Here is a 21,083-nt window from a genome sequence, read left to right as displayed (position 1 = left end):
GGGCGTGGATTGAAACATTATGAACATAGACCAGGAATGTCAGCCTTACGGTCGCCCCCCGCGCGGGGGCGTGGATTGAAACGATTTCTCGGGGGCCTACGAGGCCCAGGCCCTGGGTCGCCCCCCGCGCGGGGGCGTGGATTGAAACCCATTGTCGTGGCTGGCGACACCATGACCATTCAGTCGCCCCCCGCGCGGGGGCGTGGATTGAAACATTGTCCCGGATTGTTTCGATTATCGCCTCCTCGCGTCGCCCCCCGCGCGGGGGCGTGGATTGAAACACAGGTAAGCCCATCGAATGGTATCTCTACGGAACGTCGCCCCCCGCGCGGGGGCGTGGATTGAAACGTCTCGCGCTTTCGGAGTGCTGCAATCATTGGTTATGTCGCCCCCCGCGCGGGGGCGTGGATTGAAACTCTTTAATATGTCAACAAAATTGTGCCCTTACCGTCGCCCCCCGCGCGGGGGCGTGGATTGAAACATCTCTCGCCTTGGGAGTGCTGCAATCATTGGTTGTCGCCCCCCGCGCGGGGGCGTGGATTGAAACCATCGCCCGTAGCCCCGAACCACTTGGGATTCGACGTCGCCCCCCGCGCGGGGGCGTGGATTGAAACGGTTGTCAAGACTTTTTTTCATTGTTCGTTCATTGTCGCCCCCCGCGCGGGGGCGTGGATTGAAACTCGAACCTTGCTTTATCACTAGAACAATCGTTCTGTCGCCCCCCGCGCGGGGGCGTGGATTGAAACTCAAGGCTCCAGGCTGGCAACTATACGGGTACGGTCGCCCCCCGCGCGGGGGCGTGGATTGAAACGATCCCGAGGAAAACCTCGATGCCGGGGTGCGGTATGTCGCCCCCCGCGCGGGGGCGTGGATTGAAACTTCCCCAACGTGATTTTTTGTGCGCCTGCCCCAAGTCGCCCCCCGCGCGGGGGCGTGGATTGAAACTCGATAACCTTGAACCCATGTTGCTTTTCGGCCTGTCGCCCCCCGCGCGGGGGCGTGGATTGAAACTATAAGATCTTTGATCCCGCCTTTTGAGCGCTTACGTCGCCCCCCGCGCGGGGGCGTGGATTGAAACGGTAGCCAGGTCGAAGCACCGCCCCGCCCTGAAAGTCGCCCCCCGCGCGGGGGCGTGGATTGAAACGTAACATCCCCGGCAGATATTCCTGCCGGATGCAGTCGCCCCCCGCGCGGGGGCGTGGATTGAAACTCGGCATGGCCTCTGCTGCTACTCTCCGTTTACTGTCGCCCCCCGCGCGGGGGCGTGGATTGAAACTACGTCGTCATCCTGGCGTCGGCGGTATACTGTAGTCGCCCCCCGCGCGGGGGCGTGGATTGAAACGTCCTGTCCGGAACATCCACTGAGGCAGACCAATGTCGCCCCCCGCGCGGGGGCGTGGATTGAAACCAATATATCCTGGCTAATCCCTGCAACTCCTTTGGGGTCGCCCCCCGCGCGGGGGCGTGGATTGAAACTGTGGCATGAATCAGGCCGTATTGAGTAGGTTCGGTCGCCCCCCGCGCGGGGGCGTGGATTGAAACGCAATCCGCCTGATATAGGTCATGGTGTCGCTAAGTCGCCCCCCGCGCGGGGGCGTGGATTGAAACAGCAGATCAAACGGGTAAAGGATAAAACCGTAGGTCGCCCCCCGCGCGGGGGCGTGGATTGAAACACCTGTGTTGGGTGCGACGAGGTCGTCCCCAACGGTCGCCCCCCGCGCGGGGGCGTGGATTGAAACACCTGTGTTGGGTGCGACGAGGTCGTCCCCAACGGTCGCCCCCCGCGCGGGGGCGTGGATTGAAACGCTTCAGAAATTGTGCCAATGTTGGCTGGCATGAGTCGCCCCCCGCGCGGGGGCGTGGATTGAAACTGTTTAATCCCAAATCATTACAAACTCATGGGACGTCGCCCCCCGCGCGGGGGCGTGGATTGAAACCATTTCCTTTTATCCTCTATTTCTGCCGTGTGTCGCCCCCCGCGCGGGGGCGTGGATTGAAACCTCAAAACTGCACTCATCCCCGTCGATGCCACAGTTGTCGCCCCCCGCGCGGGGGCGTGGATTGAAACCTGGCCGTCATCACCAACGCGGAAAGCGGCACGGTCGCCCCCCGCGCGGGGGCGTGGATTGAAACTGCCCTACCAGGAGCGGTGGATCGTGGACCGGTCGTCGCCCCCCGCGCGGGGGCGTGGATTGAAACGGCGTCCGGTCGGGAAACTATGCCTCCGGTGACGTCGTCGCCCCCCGCGCGGGGGCGTGGATTGAAACACACCGGAAACAAGGAAAAGGGCAACCAAAAAACGTCGCCCCCCGCGCGGGGGCGTGGATTGAAACTGTTTATACCCTTGTACCAAGTCTGTGACCGTATGTCGCCCCCCGCGCGGGGGCGTGGATTGAAACGACAAATGCTACAAGTGCAAAGCAGAACTCCACGGTCGCCCCCCGCGCGGGGGCGTGGATTGAAACCTCTCATTATCCACAAACCCCACAAATTCTTTCCGTCGCCCCCCGCGCGGGGGCGTGGATTGAAACGATCTTGCTCCCATCGTCCATGCACCTATTAGCGTCGCCCCCCGCGCGGGGGCGTGGATTGAAACTCGCAGGTATTGGCATCGTAGCGCTTGACTAATGTCGCCCCCCGCGCGGGGGCGTGGATTGAAACATGGTCTGTAGCTATATCCGAAATCGGAATGTTATGTCGCCCCCCGCGCGGGGGCGTGGATTGAAACATAAAGCTGCCACCCCGCAGCCCTCGCTTTCCGCGCGATTCCTGGTTTTTTGCCCCTCGTCCAGGACGGACTGCCGCTGAGCTTCCGTGTCGGCTGTTTTCGCCTCGATGGTCCTGGTCGTCATCATGTTCCCCACATGCTTGGAAATGAGCGTCCCCAGGCGATATGCCGCCTTGGCATCATCGGGCTCATCAAGAGTACGCTCAGAAGGATTTTCATCCACAGCTGATCGCGGCTTGTCACTGGTTTGAAAGGAAAGGAAAAACGACTAATCAAGGCTTAACCGGGGGAAATCAAGCGGCTGAGCGCTTCAACCAATTGCTTTACAGTGAAGGGTTTGCTCAGGTAGTCATCCATGCCTGCGGCCAGGCACACGTCGCGGTCACCTTCCATGGCGTGAGCGGTCAACGCGAGAATGGGGATCCGGGAGCTTCCCGATTCCTGCTGACGGATGATCATGGTGGCTTCATAACCGTCCAGTTCCGGCATTTGGCAATCCATGAGGATCACATCATAAGCGGCGCCGGCGATGCGTTCCAGGCATTCATTTCCATTGGAGGCCACCTCGACTCTGCAGCCAAGGGATTCCAGCATGGCCTTTCCCACTTCCTGGTTTACTTCGTTGTCTTCCACAAGCAGAATTCTGCGTCCGGCAAAGCTTGAGGAAAAGGGCTTCTGCATGGGCCCCTCGTTTCCATTTCCGCCCCCGGACGCCTCTCCACTGTCTCCGGGTCTCAAGGCTTTGAGAAGCTCGGTCCGGAGGATCGGCTTGGAGAGGTAAGCGTGAACGCGGTATTCCAGGTTCTCACGATTGGTCCGGGGAATATCCGGGGAGGCGAACACAATCAGCTTCAAGTCGTCCAGGCTTGAATCCATCTGGATGACCTTGGCAAGATCGAAGCCGTTGGTCATCGGCAGCGCTGCGCCCAGGATAACGAAATCATATGGATTTCCATGCCAGACCGCCGACTGGAGCACGTGCAGAGCCCGGCGTCCGCTCTCCGCCTTTTCCGCTTCCGCCCCCAGCCCCCGCAATTGATGGCACAACATGGTACGGTCCGTTTCATGGTCATCAACGACAAGAATCTTCAGCCCCTCCAGCGATTCGTCGGGATGGAGGTCCTCTTCGGGCTTCAGAACCTTCTGTTCTTCCAGGGCAAGCGTAAACCAGAATGTGGACCCCTGCCCGGGTTGACTCTTGACACCCATCGTGCCGCCCATCATCTGGGCGAGCTGTTTTGCGATGGCCAGGCCGAGACCTGTTCCGCCGAAACGCCTCGTGACCGATCCGTCTCCCTGGGAAAAGGCCTCGAAGATGTCCTGCTGCATATCTTCCGAAAGACCGATTCCCGTGTCAGAGACTTCAAACTTGAGCCGCAGCCGCCCCCGGTCGCGGCTGAGCACGGCCACACGAACGGACACGTTGCCCTGTTCGGTGAACTTGATGCCGTTGCCGAGAAGATTTATCAGAATCTGGCGAATTCGGCAGGCGTCACCCCGCAGCGAAAGAGGCACGTCCTCCCCGATATCATAGGCCAGCTCCAGGCCCTTGCGGCGGGCGCTTTCCCTAAGGAAGCCGATCAAGTCTTCCAGGAGATTGTGGAGATCGAACTCGATGAGGGATAACTCCATCCGACCGGCCTCTATCTTGGAAAAATCCAGAATGTCATTGATGACGCTCAGGAGGGAATCGCCGGAGGAGCGGGCCATTTTCAGGAATCGTTTCTGTCGATCGGACAGATGCTCGGTGGACAGAAGTTCCATCATGCCCAGGATTCCGTTGAGAGGGGTGCGGATTTCATGGCTCATATTCGCCAGGAACTGAGATTTGGCCTTGCTGGCGCTTTCCGCATCCTCCTTCGCCTTCTTGAGAGAATTCTCCCAGCGTTTACGCTCCGTAATGTCCCTGACGATGCTCAGGGTATACCATTCGCCTTGAGTATCGAGTGAAGAGGACAGGGATATCTCCACCTGCACCCGTGCGCCGTCCTTTCGGATGACCGGCACTTCGGCGGTAGATCCCTTCAGGGGCTCTTTGCCGGGTCGCTGCAGCTTCGGCCTGTTCGCCGCATAGTCCACATCTGTCGCCGCCGGGCCCAGCAGCTCCTGGAACGGTTTCCCCATGACTTCCGTCTTGGTATAGCCGAAGATCCGCTCCGCGGCAGGATTCCAATAGGTGACCTGCCCGTGCTGATCGGTGACAACGATTCCATCGTGGGCGGATTTTGCCAGGAAACTCAACGTTTTTCTGCTCTGGTGAAGTTCGGCTCTGACCCGGCGCCGCTCTTCCTCGGACTGCAGCGCCGTGACCAGAATTCGAAGGTATTCGCGATCCGCCTCACTCAGGATTATCTGTCCGCCATAACCCAGAAAGAGTATGCCGGACTGCTTGCCGGAAAGGCTGAATTTCTGATAGACCGCTGTTTGAAAAGAGCCGCTGAAAGGGGGATGCAGGATGGACAGATCGCTTCCGGACTCCCGGAATGCGCTTTCGGACAGGACCGCCGTAAACGCCTTGCCTGGATTCAGGCGCGGATCGGCATTCCCTCGGCTCCAGTAGGCGATGGGCTTCAATGAATCCCCGGAGAGGACGGCGTATTCAACCTGGGAGGCCATGAGCTGACTTCCACAGAGGGCAACGAGGCGCTGAATGTTCTCCCTCGAGTCGATTCCGAAACTCAGCAGGCACTCATTGAGCAGCGACAGCCGTTTTTCCGCCCGCCGGCGCTCCCGGATTTCGATGACGAGTCGATCATTGGTCTCAACCAGATCCCGGGTCCTCTCGGCGACAATTCTCTCCAGGTTCTGGCGGTGGCGAAGCAGCTCCCTGTTGGCTTCAACCATTTCCTCCGAGCTCAGATCAAAGGCCCGTTCCAGCATGCCCCTGTCCTGGTCGAACTGGATATAGGTTTCGTTTACCACCTGCATCAAGGTCTTGACGGTTTCGGGGAGAGACAGGACGTCGCCCAGATATCGCTTGATCTGACGTTGGAACAATCTGTGCGGATGATCGATCATGGCTGCCTCTCGTAAAAGGTCGTGATCGTCATGGTCTGGTTGTGGAGTTCGCACTTCGCCCCAGGCCGGAAGGGGGCGATTTCCCCATAGGAGTAGAATCCGGTCAGCGCCGCCTGATCTCCCAGAACTTCCCTGACGCTTTCAACCTCCTCTTCAACCCGCTGCTTCAGGATCAGTTTTCTTCCGATGCAGCTGATCAGGATTGCAAGGGAGGGGAATTCTTCCCTGGTGGATTCACGGCTGATTCTGGCGGCCTCGCTTGCACCGTCAATGAGCCGTTCGAAGTTCGCCTTCATGAGGCGCACGATGGAGCCCTGCGGAACATCTCCGGCGAAGGTCATGCTTCCCGATTCTTCGCATACCCCCAGGATCGTGCGGACTGTATTCATGCCGCCGTTCCCGGTGCCCAGGCTCAGGGGGAACAGGAGAGCCGCAGCGGGAAGCTCCCGGGCATGCTCTCCGAGATACCGTTTGTACAGGGCGAGTGCGGATTTGTTGTCCAGTTCATAAACCGTATTTCCCACAGCCCGGGTCACCAGCCGTTCCGGTCCGAACTGGTCCCAGCCTCCGTAGGATCCGTATCCGACGGAGAGGCGGTCCCCGTAAAACCCGATGGCCACAATGGCCTTTGTTCTGAGGGCCCCATCCCAGATGACCCATGTTTCCCGGAAGCGGTCGCCGTCCGCAGACAGTCCACCCGTTATCGTTACCCGCTCCGGGAGCCCGGCCGAAAGGCCTCGTACCAGTTCGCTGCCGTTGATATTCAAACCGTCGGAGAGAACAAAGATATGACGTAGCCCGTCGCCGTTCAGGACCGCAGCCAGTTTGCGGCCGGCTTCCATGCTTTCCTCCGCGCCGTTGACATCAACTTGAGTGCCCCGCACCCGGGTGCCATCAAATCGAACGGCGGTGACGATCCCCGTGCCGTCGTTCACCTGTGTGTCGACGATCTCCCCCGCGGTAGAACAGCCTGAGATCAGGGCGGCTGGATATGCCTTCCTTACAGAATCCAGAATTTCGGCTGTGCGGACAACCTTGCCGCCGCTGAATACGAGAACCAGTTGGACTTCTTCATCCGGTGCGGGGGCCTCCGGATGCCAGCTTCCGTCCGTGTCGCATGTGTACTGAACCACCTTCACAGCCAGCACCTCCTGTTGTGAAACGTGTCGCTGACGCTGCGTCCGTTATTCTGCTGTCAACGCAGTTTTTCTGTCATCGGTCTTCCTTCGGCGATTAAGAAACGGTTGTCCAAAGCGGACGTGATCCTGCAGCAGAACAGTTGAAATCGCACTCAGGTTTCATCCGTAGTTGATAAGGGCACTAAATTGCTTTGCAATTGCCTTGCCATCAAGGATCTTTACGCTGCATGAAAGGTAAACAGCCGGTTCGGAAGTGATTTCCCCTTGATCGTGCAGATCCGGCCCGGTTATACTGGGTTGGGGAAAAGGGACTTCCTGTAGCGGACTTTTCTATTTCCGCGGGCCATGTCGACTCCTGATGAAGCGGGGTGAACAGGATTCAAGGGGGAAACGATGAAGCTCTTCCTTTTTGCGGCTGCGCTCCTTTTTTTCTGCGGCGCCTTTCCGGCTCAGGGCGGCGAATTCGAGGCTGAGCGAAAAAAGATGGTGAGGGAGGTGATGGCCGATGCGGCCGTGACCGCCCTTTACGTCGGAAGTTCGGCGATCAGCCCTTCCGTCATCAAGGCGATGGAGAAAGTGGAGCGCCATCGCTTTGTGCCGTCCGGACTGGTCCCCCTTGCCTACCTCAACCGCCCCCTTCCGATCGGGCATGGACAGACCATCTCGCAGCCTTACATCGTGGCGCTGATGACCGACCTGATGAAGGTCAAGCCCGGCGACAGGGTGCTTGAGATCGGAACCGGCTCCGGCTACCAGGCAGCGATTCTTGCCGAGCTGGCGGGTTCTGTGTATAGCATTGAAATCATCGAGGCGCTGGGCAGGGAGGCGGATGCCAGGCTGAAGGCGCTCGGCTGCCGCAACGTGAAAGCAAAAGTGGGCGACGGATACTACGGCTGGCCGGAAGCGGCGCCGTTCGATTCCATCATGGTGACGGCAGCCGCCAGCCATGTGCCTCCGCCGCTGATCCGGCAGCTGAAGCGGGGCGGACGCATGGTCATCCCCCTGGGCACGCAGTTTCTGACCCAGTCGCTGATGCTGGTTGAGAAAAAGCAGGATGGGTCCATCACAAGCCGCCAGATCCTGCCGGTGCGCTTTGTTCCCCTTACCGGCGGTCATCCGTGATGACGCGCCCTCCGCTTTTCGCCATCGGAATTCTTTCCGCCTGCGTCCTTGCCTACGAAGTCCTGTTGACGCGCCTGTTCAGCATTGCGCTGTGGCACCACTTCGCCTACATGATCATCAGCGCTGCGATGCTGGGCTACGGGGCCAGCGGAACCGCCCTGACGCTGCTGAAGGGGAGGCTCGTCCGGCGCTTCGGGGCGGCCTACGTCGGAGCCGCTGCGGCGATGGCCGTGCTGATGCCTTCGGCGTTTCTCCTGGCACAGCAGGTCCCCTTCAACCCCCTTGAACTGCTGTGGGACCCAAGCCAGCCGTTCCGTCTGCTTGCCGTCTATCTGCTGCTGATGCTGCCCTTCTTCTTTGGTGGTCTGGGAGTCGGCCTCGTTTTTGCCCTTTCCGGCAAGCAGGCTTCCCGGATCTATGCCTTCGACATCCTGGGCGCAGGCGTCGGCAGCCTGGGCGTCATTGGCGTGATGTTCGTCGTACCGCCTCCCCGGATTCTGGCCCTCCTGACGGCGCTGGCCTTCCTGGCGGCCGCCGTCGCCGTCGTCGAATTGAGGATGCGGCAGAAGTGGCTGGCGGTGCTGTTCTCCTGTTTCGCGGTCCTGGCAGCCGCGGCGGTGCCTCCCTTGCCGGTCGGTCTTTCCCCCTACAAGGATCTGAGCCAGATGCTCAACGTCTTCGGGGCGCGGGTCGTCGAGGAGCGGAGCAGTCCCCTGGGACAGGTTACGGTCGTGGAAAATCTCCGTGTGCCGCTGCGGTATGCGCCGGGGATGAGCCTCAATGCAACGGTAGAACCTCCGCCCCAACTGGGAGTGTTTGTGGACGGAAACGGCCCCTCTGCACTGACTCGGTTTGATGGAAGGCTCGCGCCACTGGAGTATCTCGATCAGCTCACCTCGGCGCTCCCCTACGCCCTCCTGGAACGGCCGCGCGTTCTGGTGCTGGGAGCCGGTGCGGGGAGCGATGTGCTTCAGGCCCTGTATTGCGGAAGCGCCTCGATTGAAGCGGTCGAGCTGGACCGCAACGTCATCGGCCTGGTCCGCGGGCGCTTCCGGGATTATGCCGGCAGCCTGTATCATCTGCCGGGCGTGACGGTGCATGAAGCCGAGGCGCGCGGCTTCGTCAACGCCGGCCGGAAGCGGTATGACCTGATCCAGGTGGCGCTGCTGGATTCCTTCGGAACGGCGTCCGCCGGACTGTATGGCCTGAGCGAAAGCTATCTCTATTCGGTGGAGGCCTTTCAAGCCTGCCTGAAGCGCCTTGCGCCGGGTGGAGTGCTGGCCGTCACCCGCTGGCTTTCACTGCCGCCGCGCGATGCGCTGAAGCTCTTTGCCACGGCGGTGTCCGCCCTGGAGAAGAGCGGCGTTCCCGATCCCGCGGATCGGCTGGTCATGATCCGCGGCTGGAAGACCGTCACGCTGCTGGTGAAAAACGGCGCTTTTTCCGCAGGGGAAATCTCGGCCATCAGGGAGTTCTGCCGGTCGCGTTCTTTCGATCCCGTCTGGTTTCCCGGGATGGAGGCCGAAGAGGCGAACCGCTGCAACCAGCTGGCCCGGCCGTATTTCTTCGAAGGGGCCGTGGCGCTTCTGGGCCCGTCGCGCCGGGCATTTATCGATTCGTACAAGTTCTACATCGAGCCGGCAACCGATGACCGGCCCTACTTCTTCCGCTTCTTCAAATGGAGGGCCGCAGGGGAGCTCTTCGCGCTTCGGGAGCAGGGCGGTATGCCGCTGCTCGACTGGAGCTACCCGCTGCTGGTGGCGACTCTGCTCCAGGCACTGCTGGCAAGCGCACTGCTGATCCTGTTGCCGCTCGGTCTGTCCCGCTGCCGGAAAACCCTTCCGGGCGCACCGGTGGCCCTGTATTTTCTGAGCATCGGCTTTGCCTTCATCTTCGTGGAGATCGCCTTCATCCAGAAGTTCACGCTGTTCCTGGCGCACCCCCTGTACGCCCTGGCGGTCACGTTGTGCGCCTTCCTGGTTTTCGCCGGCCTTGGAGGCTGGCTGGCCGGCCGCTCCCAGGCGGCGGGGAAGGTCCCCCTGGCGATTCTGGCGATGGCGGCCCTGGCGCTTCTCTATCTCGCCATCCTGCCGCCGCTCTTTTCGGCGTTGATCCACTGGTCCGATGCGGCGAAGATCGTTCTGTCCGTGCTGCTGGTTGCGCCCCTGGCGATGTGCATGGGCGTTCCGTTCCCCACGGGGATGTCGCGGCTGGCGCACGGACGCGAAGAGGCCATTCCCTGGGCCTGGGCGATCAACGGCTTCGCCTCCGTGGTGGGCGCCGTTCTCGCCACCCTCCTGGCGGTTCACCTGGGCTTTGCCGCTGTGGTTTTTCTGGCCGTCCTGATTTACGCCGCGGCCGCTGTTGCAGAGAGGAAATTCCCATGATAAAGGTCATGGTGCAGCGAGGTGTTGCAGGGCACAAGGCTCGGAATGCCCGGCTTTTTCGGGCTTTGTGCTGCCGATGACGTTGATGGGCTGATTTTTTCAGAGGAGGCGTTATGAGCCAGATTCGTGCATGGGCCGCCCCTGCGGCCGGAAAACCCCTGGAAGCTTATTCGTTCGATCCCGGTCCCCTTGCGCCGGAGGAGGTCGAGATTGCCGTCGAGCACTGCGGCATCTGCCATTCCGATCTCTCCGTGCTGACCAATGAATGGGGAAACGGAATTTACCCCTGTGTCGCCGGCCATGAGGTTGTGGGGCGGGTTGTCGCTCTCGGTGAGCAGGCAAAAGGCCTGAGCGTCGGCCGGCGCGTGGGGGTGGGCTGGAACTCCGGGAGCTGTAACCAATGCCGTCTATGCCAATCCGGAGACCAGCACCTGTGTTCCAGCGTGCAGCCGACAATTGTCGGCCATCACGGCGGCTTTGCCGAGCAGATGCGCGCCCACTGGACCTGGGTTTTCCCGTTGCCGGACGGTCTCGACAGCCGTGCGGCCGGTCCGCTGCTCTGCGGAGGCATCACCGTGTTTTACCCGCTGCTCAACTATGCCGTCCCGACCCGGCGCGTAGGCGTCGTGGGCATCGGCGGCCTCGGTCACATGGCCCTGAAGTTCGCCGGCGCCTATGGGTGTGACGTGACCGCGTTCACCTCGAGCGATTCGAAGCATGAGGACGCCAGGGCCTTCGGCGCGCACCGCGTGATCGACTCGCGCGATTCCAGCGCTATGAAAGCCATCGCCAGGTCGCTCGATCTGATCCTCTATACGGCCAACGTGCCGCTGGACTGGAAGGCGCTGATGGCGACACTGGCTCCGAAAGGGCGGTTTCATGTCGTCGGCATGGTGCTGGAGCCGATGCTCGTTAAGGCCACAACCCTGATTGCGGCGGAGAAATGCGTCTCCGGATCGCCCACCGGCCCCCCGAGCGCCATTGCGGAGATGCTGGATTTCGCTGCGCGCCACAACATTTCACCCAGGATCGAGCGCTTCCCCATGAGCCGCATAAACGAAGCGCTTGAACACTTGAGTTCCGGAAAGGCGCGTTACCGCATTGTGCTGGATGCCGACTTCGGCTAGACGGTCGTCAGGGACGGCCCGATGAAGGATCAACGATGATTCCTCGTGTCAGCCCGTGACCATTCTTGCCCACGACAATCCAGCGCCATCCGTCCACAACCATGATCATGGGTTGATCGGTTTTCGGGGTTTTAAACCGCAGATAAATGCGGTGGTGCATCCGGCTCTGCGCAGGATGGTCCGTGTCGATGATGAACGTTTCCGTGCTGGATTTAACGGGCAGGGTTTCGCACGTGACGTCCAATTCCGTTAATTTATCCCTGGAATAGAGGATTTTCCCGATGCCCGGCCGGACCACAAGCTCCAGCGTGACCATGCTTTCCGGCTTGAATGCCCGTGAGCCCTGCTCAAACCACAGTTCATTTTGCCTGCCCCCCGAACCGTTGAGCCCTCCGGTGGTGACAATCTTCCCCGATTCCATGGAGGGGCCTGCCGGTGCCCGCGGAGCGTCCAGCAGTCCGAGCGGCATCCCCGATCCGAGCCTGAACTCCAGGAGACCCTGTTCCTGAAGCTTGGCGGCATCGGCTGAAATCACCCTCTTTGGAGCGATGTTCCAGGGGCCGGCGAGCTTTTTTCCCGTTTGCGCTTCGTAGACGGAAATGCTGGCCGCCGCGTTCCCGGAATTCGCGATTGCATAATGCGGCTTGCCGGCTTGCCAGTATTCCTGAACGAAGACCCCTTGATTCCAGTCCAGGCCGATGCCGGTCAATTGCCCGACCATCAGGATTGCCATCAACAGCGCCGGCATTGCCAGATCCTCCACTTGGACCGCTGGTTGTTGTAAATAAAGAAGGCCACCCGTGGGCGGCCTTTCCTGTTTCGGTGCGTTAAGATGCCTTTTCGCCTCCGCCTAAACTTTCCTTCTGCGGCGGGCGCCTGCAAAAACAGCAACCAAGCCGGACCCGAAAAGGATCATTGCGGGGGGAAGCGGGACCGGGGTTACATCCCATCCGATGACATCAAAGGCGCGGAGGTCGGCGCCGGTTATATCCTGAACGGTCGCGGAAGCCAGCGTGGGGTCCATGAGGCCGATATAGACGCCCGTCTTTTCATCAGCCTTCCAATGGCTCGCCTGCTGTCCATCTCCCGTATATCTTCCCGTTGAGAGGGACCACTTGTTATCGACATCACAGAAGTAGGATTCTCCGCCGGTAAGAAGCGAGCGGACTCCCGTCGTAAATGACGCCTCGTCGGTGGGAGTGCCGGCGCCAAAACGGAAGAGGTCCAGCGCATAAAGTGAAATTTCAGCCGTTTCCCCGATCGACAGGTAGTAATCGACGACATCAACGGCGGAGATGAAGCCGAGGACATGACCGATTTCGTGGGCGGCAACGGTTTCAAAGTCATAAGAGCCGGCGCTGACGCCATCTGAATTGTCAAAGTCAAAATTAAAATTGGTGCTGAAGGTGATGTCGGCGTCGCTTGCTCCAAACATGCCGTCCAGACCCTCATAGCCCATTGCCTTGAGGTTTGCCTTGGTCGTGGACATGTCCGAACTCAGGCTGAAACCGGATGGCAGATTGACGCTGAGCTGTGATGCGGTCGGGAGATAGGAAACGATGCCGTTGCCTGCTTCATCGGCGGCGTCCGCCACCATCAGGTTCCGCACATTGTTGTATCCCCAGGACAATGTCACCGCATTTGTTGTTCCCAGGACACCGGTGCCCAAGGCGGCCATATCGGCGTTGATCGTTACCGTGATCGGATCGGCTAGCTGCTTGCCCCAGGAATCGGCGGCGCGCTGAAATGAGCTCAACGCCGCTGCATTGCCCGCCAGTGTGGCTCCCGGATTGATGACGATGTTCGTCGCATAACCGCTTCCCGCAAAACACAGGCATATCAAACATGCCCAAAGAAAACTCCTCGATAATCGTTTCATAAGATACCCCCTGTCTAATCCAGCTCTAGGTTGAACGAATCATAAAAAAACAAGGACACCATCCCCGTTAAAGCGACTGAATTCGTTAGGTAACGAACGCCGTCTCACCCCCTTGCCGTTAGACAGTTTCATCCTCTTTTGGAGCATTTCGATGGATTCCAATGCCGGTTAAAAGAAATAGACGGAAATACAATAGAAAGTTAAAAAATTTGAAAAGATAAGGCAACCTTATTTTCGTGTTTCAAAATTCTTAATATGAGATAAGGGATGGATGCGTTGGTAAGGTTTAGGATTAATCCATCTTCTCTTTGCCTACGAACAGCATGCCCCAAGGGTTTTCTCCAGCCATTGCACGGTCGTTTCCAGAATTCGGGCGTAGACATCCGATTCTGGAATTCCCATGGACTTGGGAATGTGGAAGGAATGGTCGCCGCCCTCAATGACATCCAGATTCCAGGGGGCTTTCAGTTTGGCCAGGACCATCTGAAGCGTCTCCAGGGCGCAAAGCCGATCTTTTGTTCCGGCGAAAAAGAGCATTGGAATTTCGATCCGGTACAGGTGGGCGTCTCGGAGCTTTGAAAGGTCGCCTGCCGGGTGCAGGGGATAACCGAGAAAAATCAGCCCCTCTACGGGCAGCTTCTGACCGGAAACCATCGTTGATGCCACCCGTCCGCCCATGGACTTTCCTGCGGCGATGATGCGGGTCAGCTCAACGCCCGAATCCTCCGAGAAGTAACGGCAGGCCGCCTCCCAGGCCTCTTCCAGCTTTTCAGGCCGGTCCGGCGTCTTTCGCCCCTTCTCCTTATAGGGAAAATTGAAGCGCATCGTCGGATAACCCGCCTCGGCCAGGCCGTCCGAGAAGGCGACCAGAAGCGGATGCTCCATATCGTTTCCGGCTCCGTGCGCCGTGATCACTCCCACACCCTTTTGCCCTGCCGTCGGCAGGGCAAGAACGGCCGATAGAATTTCGCCTCCCGCCAGTGGGATGGTCACTTTCCGTCTTTTCATGGAAGCCCTCCAGATATTTTTTTGAAGAAAATTTGGTTGACATAGAAAATCAATCACATTATATTCGTCCCGCTTGAAGGCAGACTTCAGATATCACAAATAAGAAATCAAGTCTGCGATCTTTTATGCGGTCCATACTGGGGAATCGTTCAATGGTAGGACAACGGACTCTGACTCCGTGAATATAGGTTCGAATCCTGTTTCCCCAGCCAAATAAAATCAAAGGGTTACACGTTATGTGTAACCCTTTTTCGTTTTCTCGCTAAAGAATGGCTAAAGTTTTGGTCACGGAGAAAAAATCCGTGGCATTATTATTTCCTGGCATCCGCCTCAGATGCCATTTTGCTAATCTCTTCTATACCACCTGCTTGTTCAATATCATCGCGTGTCCAACATATCCCCAAACTATCAATAAAGACTTCCTCTTCATAAATTTCTTCCATTTGTTTCTTTTTGCAATGGAAACAGATAGTCCAATCAGCCATAGCCTCATCGGGGAAATATCCACCACAGCAATGGCATTGTTGAAGATTGTTCATACTTTTTTATACAAAAACCGTGATTGTTTCTTACGAACCTGAGCGGAAAGCAAGGCAACTCACGGATTTTGTATGCTCAGGTTAATTATTGCATTGAATATATTATCATTTTAGCGTATATGCCAAATTTGTCAATGTGGATAACTGGAAGGTGGAGGTTAAAATGTCGGAAAATGAAAGTTTTGCTTTTGATCCGCTGGATGCTAAAAATCACTATGAATCTTTGCATAAATTTTCCGATACCAGAGCAAAGGAAATGAATCAAATGTTTCTTCCTTTTATTGACATCACAGATAGATATGGCCTTCTTATTTCTCGGCTAACCATTATACTTGGAAATGCAAAACCAAAGGATACGCAAGACATAGTCCTTAGAGACTTGATGGCTGATGTATTTGATTGCCTGTATGAATCTCGGGATCTAATAATGGGAGCAAAAATAAATGTTGCATTTCCTGTCGTAAGAAGAGCTTATGAATCAATTACGTTACTTAATTTATGCGCGATAAACAAATCTTTTGCTAATAAATGGCATAGCGGGAAAGAAATAAAGAATGCTGAAGTCAGAAAAGAGTTAGATAAACATCCCCTTGGTGAATCAAAAGAGGATATGAAAAAACTTTACAACTTCTATTGTCTAGGATCACATCCAAACCGTGAATTGATACCACGTCGCTTTTTAGGCGAAGGAAATCAGTTTGTACTTGGTGCTATAGGGAAACCAAATTTATGGTTGGCGTGCGATTTATGTATAAAGATACTCGAAATGTGGTTTTGGCTTACGGCGATGGTATCCGTAATATATCACGATATGCTATCAAAAGTAGACATAGGATATAATGACGCATACAGCCAAACATCAAATGATGCAAAAGAGATTAGCAAATGGCTTGTTCTTAATTTCAACAATGTCTTAAAAGAGGAACAAGAATATTGGATTAACAATCCAGTGAAAGATTAATTATTAGAGAGTGTCTGTTGTTAAAATTAAGATTAGGAAAATTTAGGAAAACTTTCTTTCTCGCTAAAATTTCGCTAAAGAAAATCGGGAGAAATAGGTTTTTTTCTTCCCAAACGTTCCCAAGATTTCGTGGCTTATTATTAAGTGATATTGATTAGTTGAAGTAATTTTGCGGAGTTGCAGAAATGCCAAGGGGAATACTCTGACTCCGTGAATATAGGTTCGAATCCTGTTTCCCCAGCCAAACAACAAAAAGGGCTAGACGTTTATCGCTAGCCCTTTTTATATGACGTTATCTGCGCGCGGAAGCCTGAAATAGTGTTTTTCGGTCTCGGGCTGCCGCCATTCCTATGCCTGCAGCTGCTCCACGGGGCCATGAGGGGAACGGCTTTCTCTCCGATTGCCGGGACCGTGTGTTCAGGGAACGTCGCCTTTGGGATCGGTTCGCTTAGCCTTTCGGACAACGACCAAAACGCCGATCACGACATACATGGACAACGCCCCGATAAAAAACCATAGAATATACATCAAGTTCATGATCTGCTCCTGGGCCGTACAGCCTGATTTTGCCCTGTATTTATCTTGACTTAGGTGTATTCAACGGTCGTGCCACAACATGTAGCCGATCCGGAAAATATATTCATCACCGGTCTTTTTCGCCCGCCGGATGTCCTTCTGCCTGAAAAACGGCATTTTCGTTCCGACCGCTCTCATTCCTGCCGCAATTCTCTTTCTTTTTTCCGGCTCTCTGGGGAAGGGCAACCGTATTCCGGGCATCCCCATCGTTGAGAATCTGTCCCGCTCCTTTGGATCGCACAGCCTCGCCTAATGCGTGATGAAATATTTCGCAACATTCTGCGCCGAATAACCACCTGCGGTTGAAAAAGAACCGCCGACCATCAAGTCGGGACCATATGGAAAAAGGAATATGACGTTGCCGTCCGTTCCCGAACCCACACTTTTCCAATTCACGCCGTCCCAGCTCATGATGTGATTCCCTGCGTTTCCCCCGCCGGCAGTAAATGTGCCTCCCGCATACAGTTCGTTATTGTAGGATGCCAGCGTATAGATCTGTCCGCCGCCGCTGATCCCGCTGCCGACGGAAGACCAGCTGGTTCCATTCCATTTCGCAATGCTTGCTGCTGGAACACCACCGGCCGTAGTAAAGGAGCCGCCGGCATACAACATTCCATTGTGAACGGCTAATGCGGTGACCTTCCCGTTCATCCCGCTGCCCAGCGGACTCCAGCTCGTTCCATTCCACCTGGCGATATAATTTGCAGATATGCTCCCCGGATTTTCAGTTCCCTTTGAAGTCAGGTAGGCCGCTCGAGTGAAGAAACCCGACACGACCAACTCCCCGTTGTAGATCACCATGTCGGTTACGTTTGCATTCATTCCTCCACCGACGGGGTGCCATTCCGTTCCGTCAAATCTGGCGATATAGGCAGCGTCTCTCTCGTAGAGTGGAGCGCCGCCCGCCGTGGCAAAGCTGCCGCCTGCGTAAAGCTGCCCGTTGTACACAATCATGGAATTGACATAGCCGGACATTCCGCTGCCGTCATTGCCCGTTCCGCTGCCGCAGGTTGTCCAGCTTCCGCTGCTGAACCTGGCCGCATTGTTGTACCAGTTGCTCTCCGGTGTATATACGGTGAAGTCGCCGCCTGAAAAAAGGACATTATTGAAGTTCGCCAGGGCATATACGTCACCTGAACCAAACAGGGCGTGCAATCCACTCGACTTGTCCGTCCAGGTCGTCCCATTCCATTCTGCAACACCATAACTCGCCGCGTACAGCTTTCCGGCATAAGATACGAATGAATTTACATTGCTTTCTAAACCATTGCCCAATCGACTCCAGACACCGAAACCGCGTGTCGGAGCTACGATCAAATTTGTATTGGTAAAGCTGGTCTTGTAACTCCTCCGACTTCCATCGGCGTTCATGAGCCAGACAGCCGTCTGCCCCGATGCTATCTTTCTCACGATCAGGTCGGTGATGCCGTCGTTGTCGAAATCCCCTGTTCCGACGACCGTGGTGTTCGTATCCGTAAAGATGACCTTGTAGCTTTTGCGTGTTCCATCGGCGTTCATGAACCAGATAGCTGCCTGTCCTGACGATGTTTTTCTCCGGATCAGGTCACAGACGCCGTCCTTGTTGAAGTCCCCGGTTCCGACGATTGCCGTGTTCACATCCGTAAAGATGATCTTGTCGCTTTTCCGCGTTCCATCGGCGTTCATGAACCAGATGGCCGTCTGTCCTGATGATGCCTTTTTCACGATCAGGTCACAGATGCCGTCCTTGTTGAAGTCTCCGGTTCCGACGATTGCCGTGTCCTTATCCGTAAAGATGATCTTGTAGCTTTTGCGTGTTCCATCGGCGTTCATGAACCAGATGGTCGTCTGCCCCGATGTTATTGTTCTCTTGATCAGGTCACAGATGCCGTCCTTGTTGAAGTCTCCTGTCCTGACGACTGTGGCGTTCATATCCGTAAAGATGATCTTGTAGCTTTTGCGTGTTCCATCGGCGTTCATGAACCAGATAGTCGTCTGTCCCGACGATGCTTTTCTCCGGATCAGGTCGGTGATGCCGTCCTTGTTGAAATCTCCGATCCCAATGACGGAGGCATTCGTATCGGTAAAGATGGTCTTTGAGCTTGACCGTGTTCCGTCCGCATTCATGAACCACAGGACGGTCTTGCCAGTGGAATCATATCTCAGCAGCAGATCGGACCTGCCGTCCTTGTTGAAATCTCCTGTTTCCGCCCAGAGCATGCCGGCGCCGAGAAAGCTGAGCAGCACAAACACGATGACCCGTCTACATTTCTTCATAAGCCTGTCTTCCCTTTTCCGTATTTCTGGTTGTCGGTTCCTTGATTGTCATAAACCCATGTTCGACCTGTGAGCGGCACCTTTTCTGAAGATCTGCACGAAAGCGGATGCATGTTCAGAAACTGTCTGAAACAGGGTCTCCGAAGTTTGATATCGGGGATTTGTCGCAATAACTTTACAAGGAATATAAAAAAGAGTTGGGATAAACTGGATTGCTGCAGAATTCAGTCTGGTGGGCTGCTGTTTACAACTCTTTGGCGCCGTCGAGAGAATTCTGAAAGCAAAAAAGGTCCGCGTTATTCAACACGGACCTTTTTCTTCGGTGCTTCAATCTATTCCAGCTGATGCCATGGCGCGAGGCCTATTTTCTCAGCCCTTCCTGCCCCCGGCGGCTTTCGCCCAGGAATCCCGCAGCGGGACAATGCGGTTGAAAACGGGTTTGCCGGGCGCCGTATCCGGATCGGCGCAGAAATATCCCAATCGCTCAAACTGGTATTTGAGCCCCGGCTCCGTAGTTCCCAGGCTGGATTCAGCATAACAGGAGGAGAGGATTTCCAGGGATTCCCTGTTCAGGTGCTTCGTATAGTCCTCTTCGCTTCCCGGATCCTCAATCCGGAACAGCCGGTCGTACAGCCTCACCTCGGCAGGAACGGCATGCCGGGCCGAGACCCAGTGAATCACCCCCTGAACCTTGCGCCCGTCAGCCGGCGGCGCATTCCGGGTTCCGGGATCGTAGGAGCAGTGAAGTTCGATGACCTGCCCGGTCTTTTCGTCCTTCACCATGCTTTCATATCGGATGACGTAGGCATTCCGGAGGCGGACCTCCCGTCCCGGACCCAGGCGGTGATATTTTTTCGGCGGGTCTTCGAGAAAGTCGTCCTGTTCGATGTAAAGCTCCCTGGAGAAGGGCAGCTTCCGTGTTCCCATGTCGGGATCCTGGGGATGGTTGGGGCATTCGATCTCCTCAACCAGGTCCTCCGGATAATTGTCGATCACCACCCGAAGGGGGTTCAGAACGCACAGCGCCCTGGGGGCATGGGCATTGAGGTCCTCCCGGACGCAGTGCTCCAGCAGGGAGATGTCGATCAGGTTGTCATTTTTCGCCACGCCGATCTGGGCGCAGAAGTTCCGGATGGCTTCCGGGGTGTAGCCCCGGCGGCGCATGCCCGTGACGGTCGGCATCCTGGGGTCATCCCAGCCCTGGACGAAATGGTTTTTCACCAGTTCAATGAGCCGCCGTTTGCTGAGCACCGTGTAGCTCAGGTTGAGGCGGGCGAATTCGATCTGCTTCGGACGCGGGCCCGGTATCAGTTTCTCCACGAACCAGTCGTAAAGGGGACGGTTGTTTTCAAACTCCAGGGTGCAGATGGAGTGGGTGATCCCTTCCAGGGCGTCGGAGAGGCAGTGGGCGAAGTCGTACATGGGGTAGATCACCCAGTCGGTGCCCGTCCGGTAGTGGGGCTCCCGCTTGATGCGGTAGATGATGGGGTCGCGCATGACGATGTTCGGCGAGGCCATGTCGATCTTCGCGCGCAGAACATGGGCGCCGTCGGCAAACTCGCCGGCCCGCATCCGGGAAAAGAGATCGAGGTTCTCTTCCACGGACCGGTTGCGATAGGGGCTTTCCCTGCCCGGCTCGGTGAAGCTTCCCCGGTGCTCCCGGATTTCATCGGGAGTGAGGCTGCAGACATAGGCGTCTCCGGATCGGATGAGCTCGACGGCGAACGAATAAAGCCGTTCGAAGTAATCGGAGGCGTAAAAGAGCCGGTCTGCCCAGTCGAATCCAAGCCAGCGGACATCGTGGATAATCGATTCCACGAATTCCATGGACTCTCCCAGGGGGTCCGTGTCATCCATCCGGAGATTGCAGGTTCCCTGGTACTGCTGGGCGATGCCGAAATTGAGGCAAACCGACTTGGCATGACCGATGTGGATGTAGCCGTTTGGTTCGGGCGGGAAGCGGGTGGCCACTCGTCCCTCATGTTTGTTGGTCCGCAGGTCATCGTCGATGATGTCCCGGATGAAATCCGTCGGGTTTGAAGTCGTCGGTTGCGTCATGTTACAGCTCCTTTCGCCTTGATGATTCTGCAGGCAGGACCGCCGGACAGAGGCCCTCCATCTTTCGGAAATTCCGGCGCCGCCCGCCTTGAACACCATGGTGCCCCGGGCCCGGCCCCGAAGGAAAAGCCTCTTCTGTCAAGGTCGAATGCCGGTTGGTTATCTAGTATATTCATGGAAATATATCAAGGGCATAAACTTTCAAATTTCTTCCGGATACAATGCAATTGACTTCATCGGAGTTCTTTTCTTATACTGGCTTCATAAAAATGATGCGTCATCACA

12 protein-coding genes, 1 tRNA gene and 1 CRISPR repeat array (1 of these 14 running past the window's edge) are annotated in these 21,083 nt (G+C 56.7%); of the genes, 5 read left to right on the top strand and 8 right to left on the bottom strand.

Going from position 1 to position 21,083, the window contains the following annotated elements; all coding sequences use genetic code 11:
* Window positions 1-2,728: direct repeats of the CRISPR family, unit length 32 nt; unit sequence GTCGCCCCCCGCGCGGGGGCGTGGATTGAAAC (it extends 1,610 nt beyond the left edge of the window).
* 279 nt (window positions 2,729-3,007) lie between these two features.
* On the bottom strand, window positions 3,008-5,746 hold the full coding sequence (locus tag ACJ77P_RS12990; protein ID WP_408998478.1) for a response regulator: 2,739 nt from the start codon (window positions 5,744-5,746) through the stop codon (window positions 3,008-3,010).
* Window positions 5,743-6,885, bottom strand: coding sequence for an FIST signal transduction protein (locus tag ACJ77P_RS12985; protein ID WP_408998477.1), 1,143 nt, complete (start codon window positions 6,883-6,885; stop codon window positions 5,743-5,745). The genes ACJ77P_RS12990 and ACJ77P_RS12985 overlap by 4 nt, the downstream gene beginning before the upstream one ends.
* Before the next feature lie 393 nt (window positions 6,886-7,278).
* Between ACJ77P_RS12985 and ACJ77P_RS12980 the strand changes: the two genes are divergently transcribed.
* From ACJ77P_RS12980 to ACJ77P_RS12970, 3 genes are all read left to right on the top strand, one after another.
* Window positions 7,279-8,007 (top strand): protein-L-isoaspartate(D-aspartate) O-methyltransferase, encoded by a 729-nt coding sequence (locus tag ACJ77P_RS12980; RefSeq protein WP_408998476.1) that lies wholly within the window; start codon window positions 7,279-7,281, stop codon window positions 8,005-8,007.
* Window positions 8,007-10,394: an SAM-dependent methyltransferase gene (locus ACJ77P_RS12975; protein ID WP_408999431.1), complete on the top strand. Its 2,388-nt coding sequence runs from the start codon at window positions 8,007-8,009 to the stop codon at window positions 10,392-10,394. The genes ACJ77P_RS12980 and ACJ77P_RS12975 overlap by 1 nt, the downstream gene beginning before the upstream one ends.
* A 113-nt stretch (window positions 10,395-10,507) precedes the next feature.
* A complete protein-coding gene (locus ACJ77P_RS12970; RefSeq protein ID WP_408998475.1) occupies window positions 10,508-11,521 on the top strand; it encodes an NAD(P)-dependent alcohol dehydrogenase in 1,014 nt (337 codons plus the stop codon).
* 7 nt (window positions 11,522-11,528) lie between these two features.
* Here the strand turns inward: ACJ77P_RS12970 and ACJ77P_RS12965 are convergent, their stop codons facing one another.
* The 3 genes from ACJ77P_RS12965 to ACJ77P_RS12955 all read right to left on the bottom strand — a co-directional run bounded on the left by ACJ77P_RS12965 (window position 11,529) and on the right by ACJ77P_RS12955 (window position 14,408).
* Window positions 11,529-12,269, bottom strand: a complete 741-nt coding sequence (locus tag ACJ77P_RS12965; RefSeq protein WP_408998474.1) for a hypothetical protein — start codon at window positions 12,267-12,269, stop codon at window positions 11,529-11,531.
* A gap of 102 nt (window positions 12,270-12,371) precedes the next feature.
* Window positions 12,372-13,400, bottom strand: coding sequence for an NF038122 family metalloprotease (locus ACJ77P_RS12960; RefSeq protein WP_367359366.1), 1,029 nt, complete (start codon window positions 13,398-13,400; stop codon window positions 12,372-12,374).
* 312 nt (window positions 13,401-13,712) lie between these two features.
* On the bottom strand, window positions 13,713-14,408 hold the full coding sequence (locus ACJ77P_RS12955) for an alpha/beta family hydrolase (RefSeq protein ID WP_408998473.1): 696 nt from the start codon (window positions 14,406-14,408) through the stop codon (window positions 13,713-13,715).
* Window positions 14,409-14,546: 138 nt separating this feature from the next.
* Between ACJ77P_RS12955 and ACJ77P_RS12950 the strand changes: the two genes are divergently transcribed.
* A tRNA-Gln gene (locus ACJ77P_RS12950) sits at window positions 14,547-14,620 on the top strand.
* Window positions 14,621-14,719: 99 nt separating this feature from the next.
* On the opposite strand, the gene ACJ77P_RS12945 is transcribed toward ACJ77P_RS12950, so the two are convergent.
* On the bottom strand, window positions 14,720-14,947 hold the full coding sequence (locus ACJ77P_RS12945; protein WP_408998472.1) for a hypothetical protein: 228 nt from the start codon (window positions 14,945-14,947) through the stop codon (window positions 14,720-14,722).
* Between the two features lie 163 nt (window positions 14,948-15,110).
* Here ACJ77P_RS12945 and ACJ77P_RS12940 point away from each other — a divergent pair, with 163 nt between their 5' ends.
* Window positions 15,111-15,908, top strand: a complete 798-nt coding sequence (locus tag ACJ77P_RS12940; RefSeq protein WP_408998471.1) for a hypothetical protein — start codon at window positions 15,111-15,113, stop codon at window positions 15,906-15,908.
* 825 nt (window positions 15,909-16,733) lie between these two features.
* Here the strand turns inward: ACJ77P_RS12940 and ACJ77P_RS12935 are convergent.
* The gene (locus ACJ77P_RS12935; protein ID WP_408998470.1) at window positions 16,734-18,740 is read right to left on the bottom strand and encodes an FG-GAP repeat domain-containing protein; all 2,007 of its coding nucleotides are present in this window, start codon (window positions 18,738-18,740) and stop codon (window positions 16,734-16,736) included.
* Window positions 18,741-19,109: 369 nt separating this feature from the next.
* The gene (locus ACJ77P_RS12930) at window positions 19,110-20,798 is read right to left on the bottom strand and encodes a glutamine--tRNA ligase/YqeY domain fusion protein (protein WP_408998469.1); all 1,689 of its coding nucleotides are present in this window, start codon (window positions 20,796-20,798) and stop codon (window positions 19,110-19,112) included.
* Window positions 20,799-21,083 lie beyond the last annotated feature (285 nt).

The sequence above is a fragment of the Syntrophus buswellii genome (genome assembly GCF_046097065.1).
In the GTDB taxonomy this organism is placed as follows: domain Bacteria; phylum Desulfobacterota; class Syntrophia; order Syntrophales; family Syntrophaceae; genus Syntrophus; species Syntrophus buswellii.
Note: the sequence above shows the minus strand (reverse complement) of the source record. Positions and strands in the feature narration are given on the sequence as shown.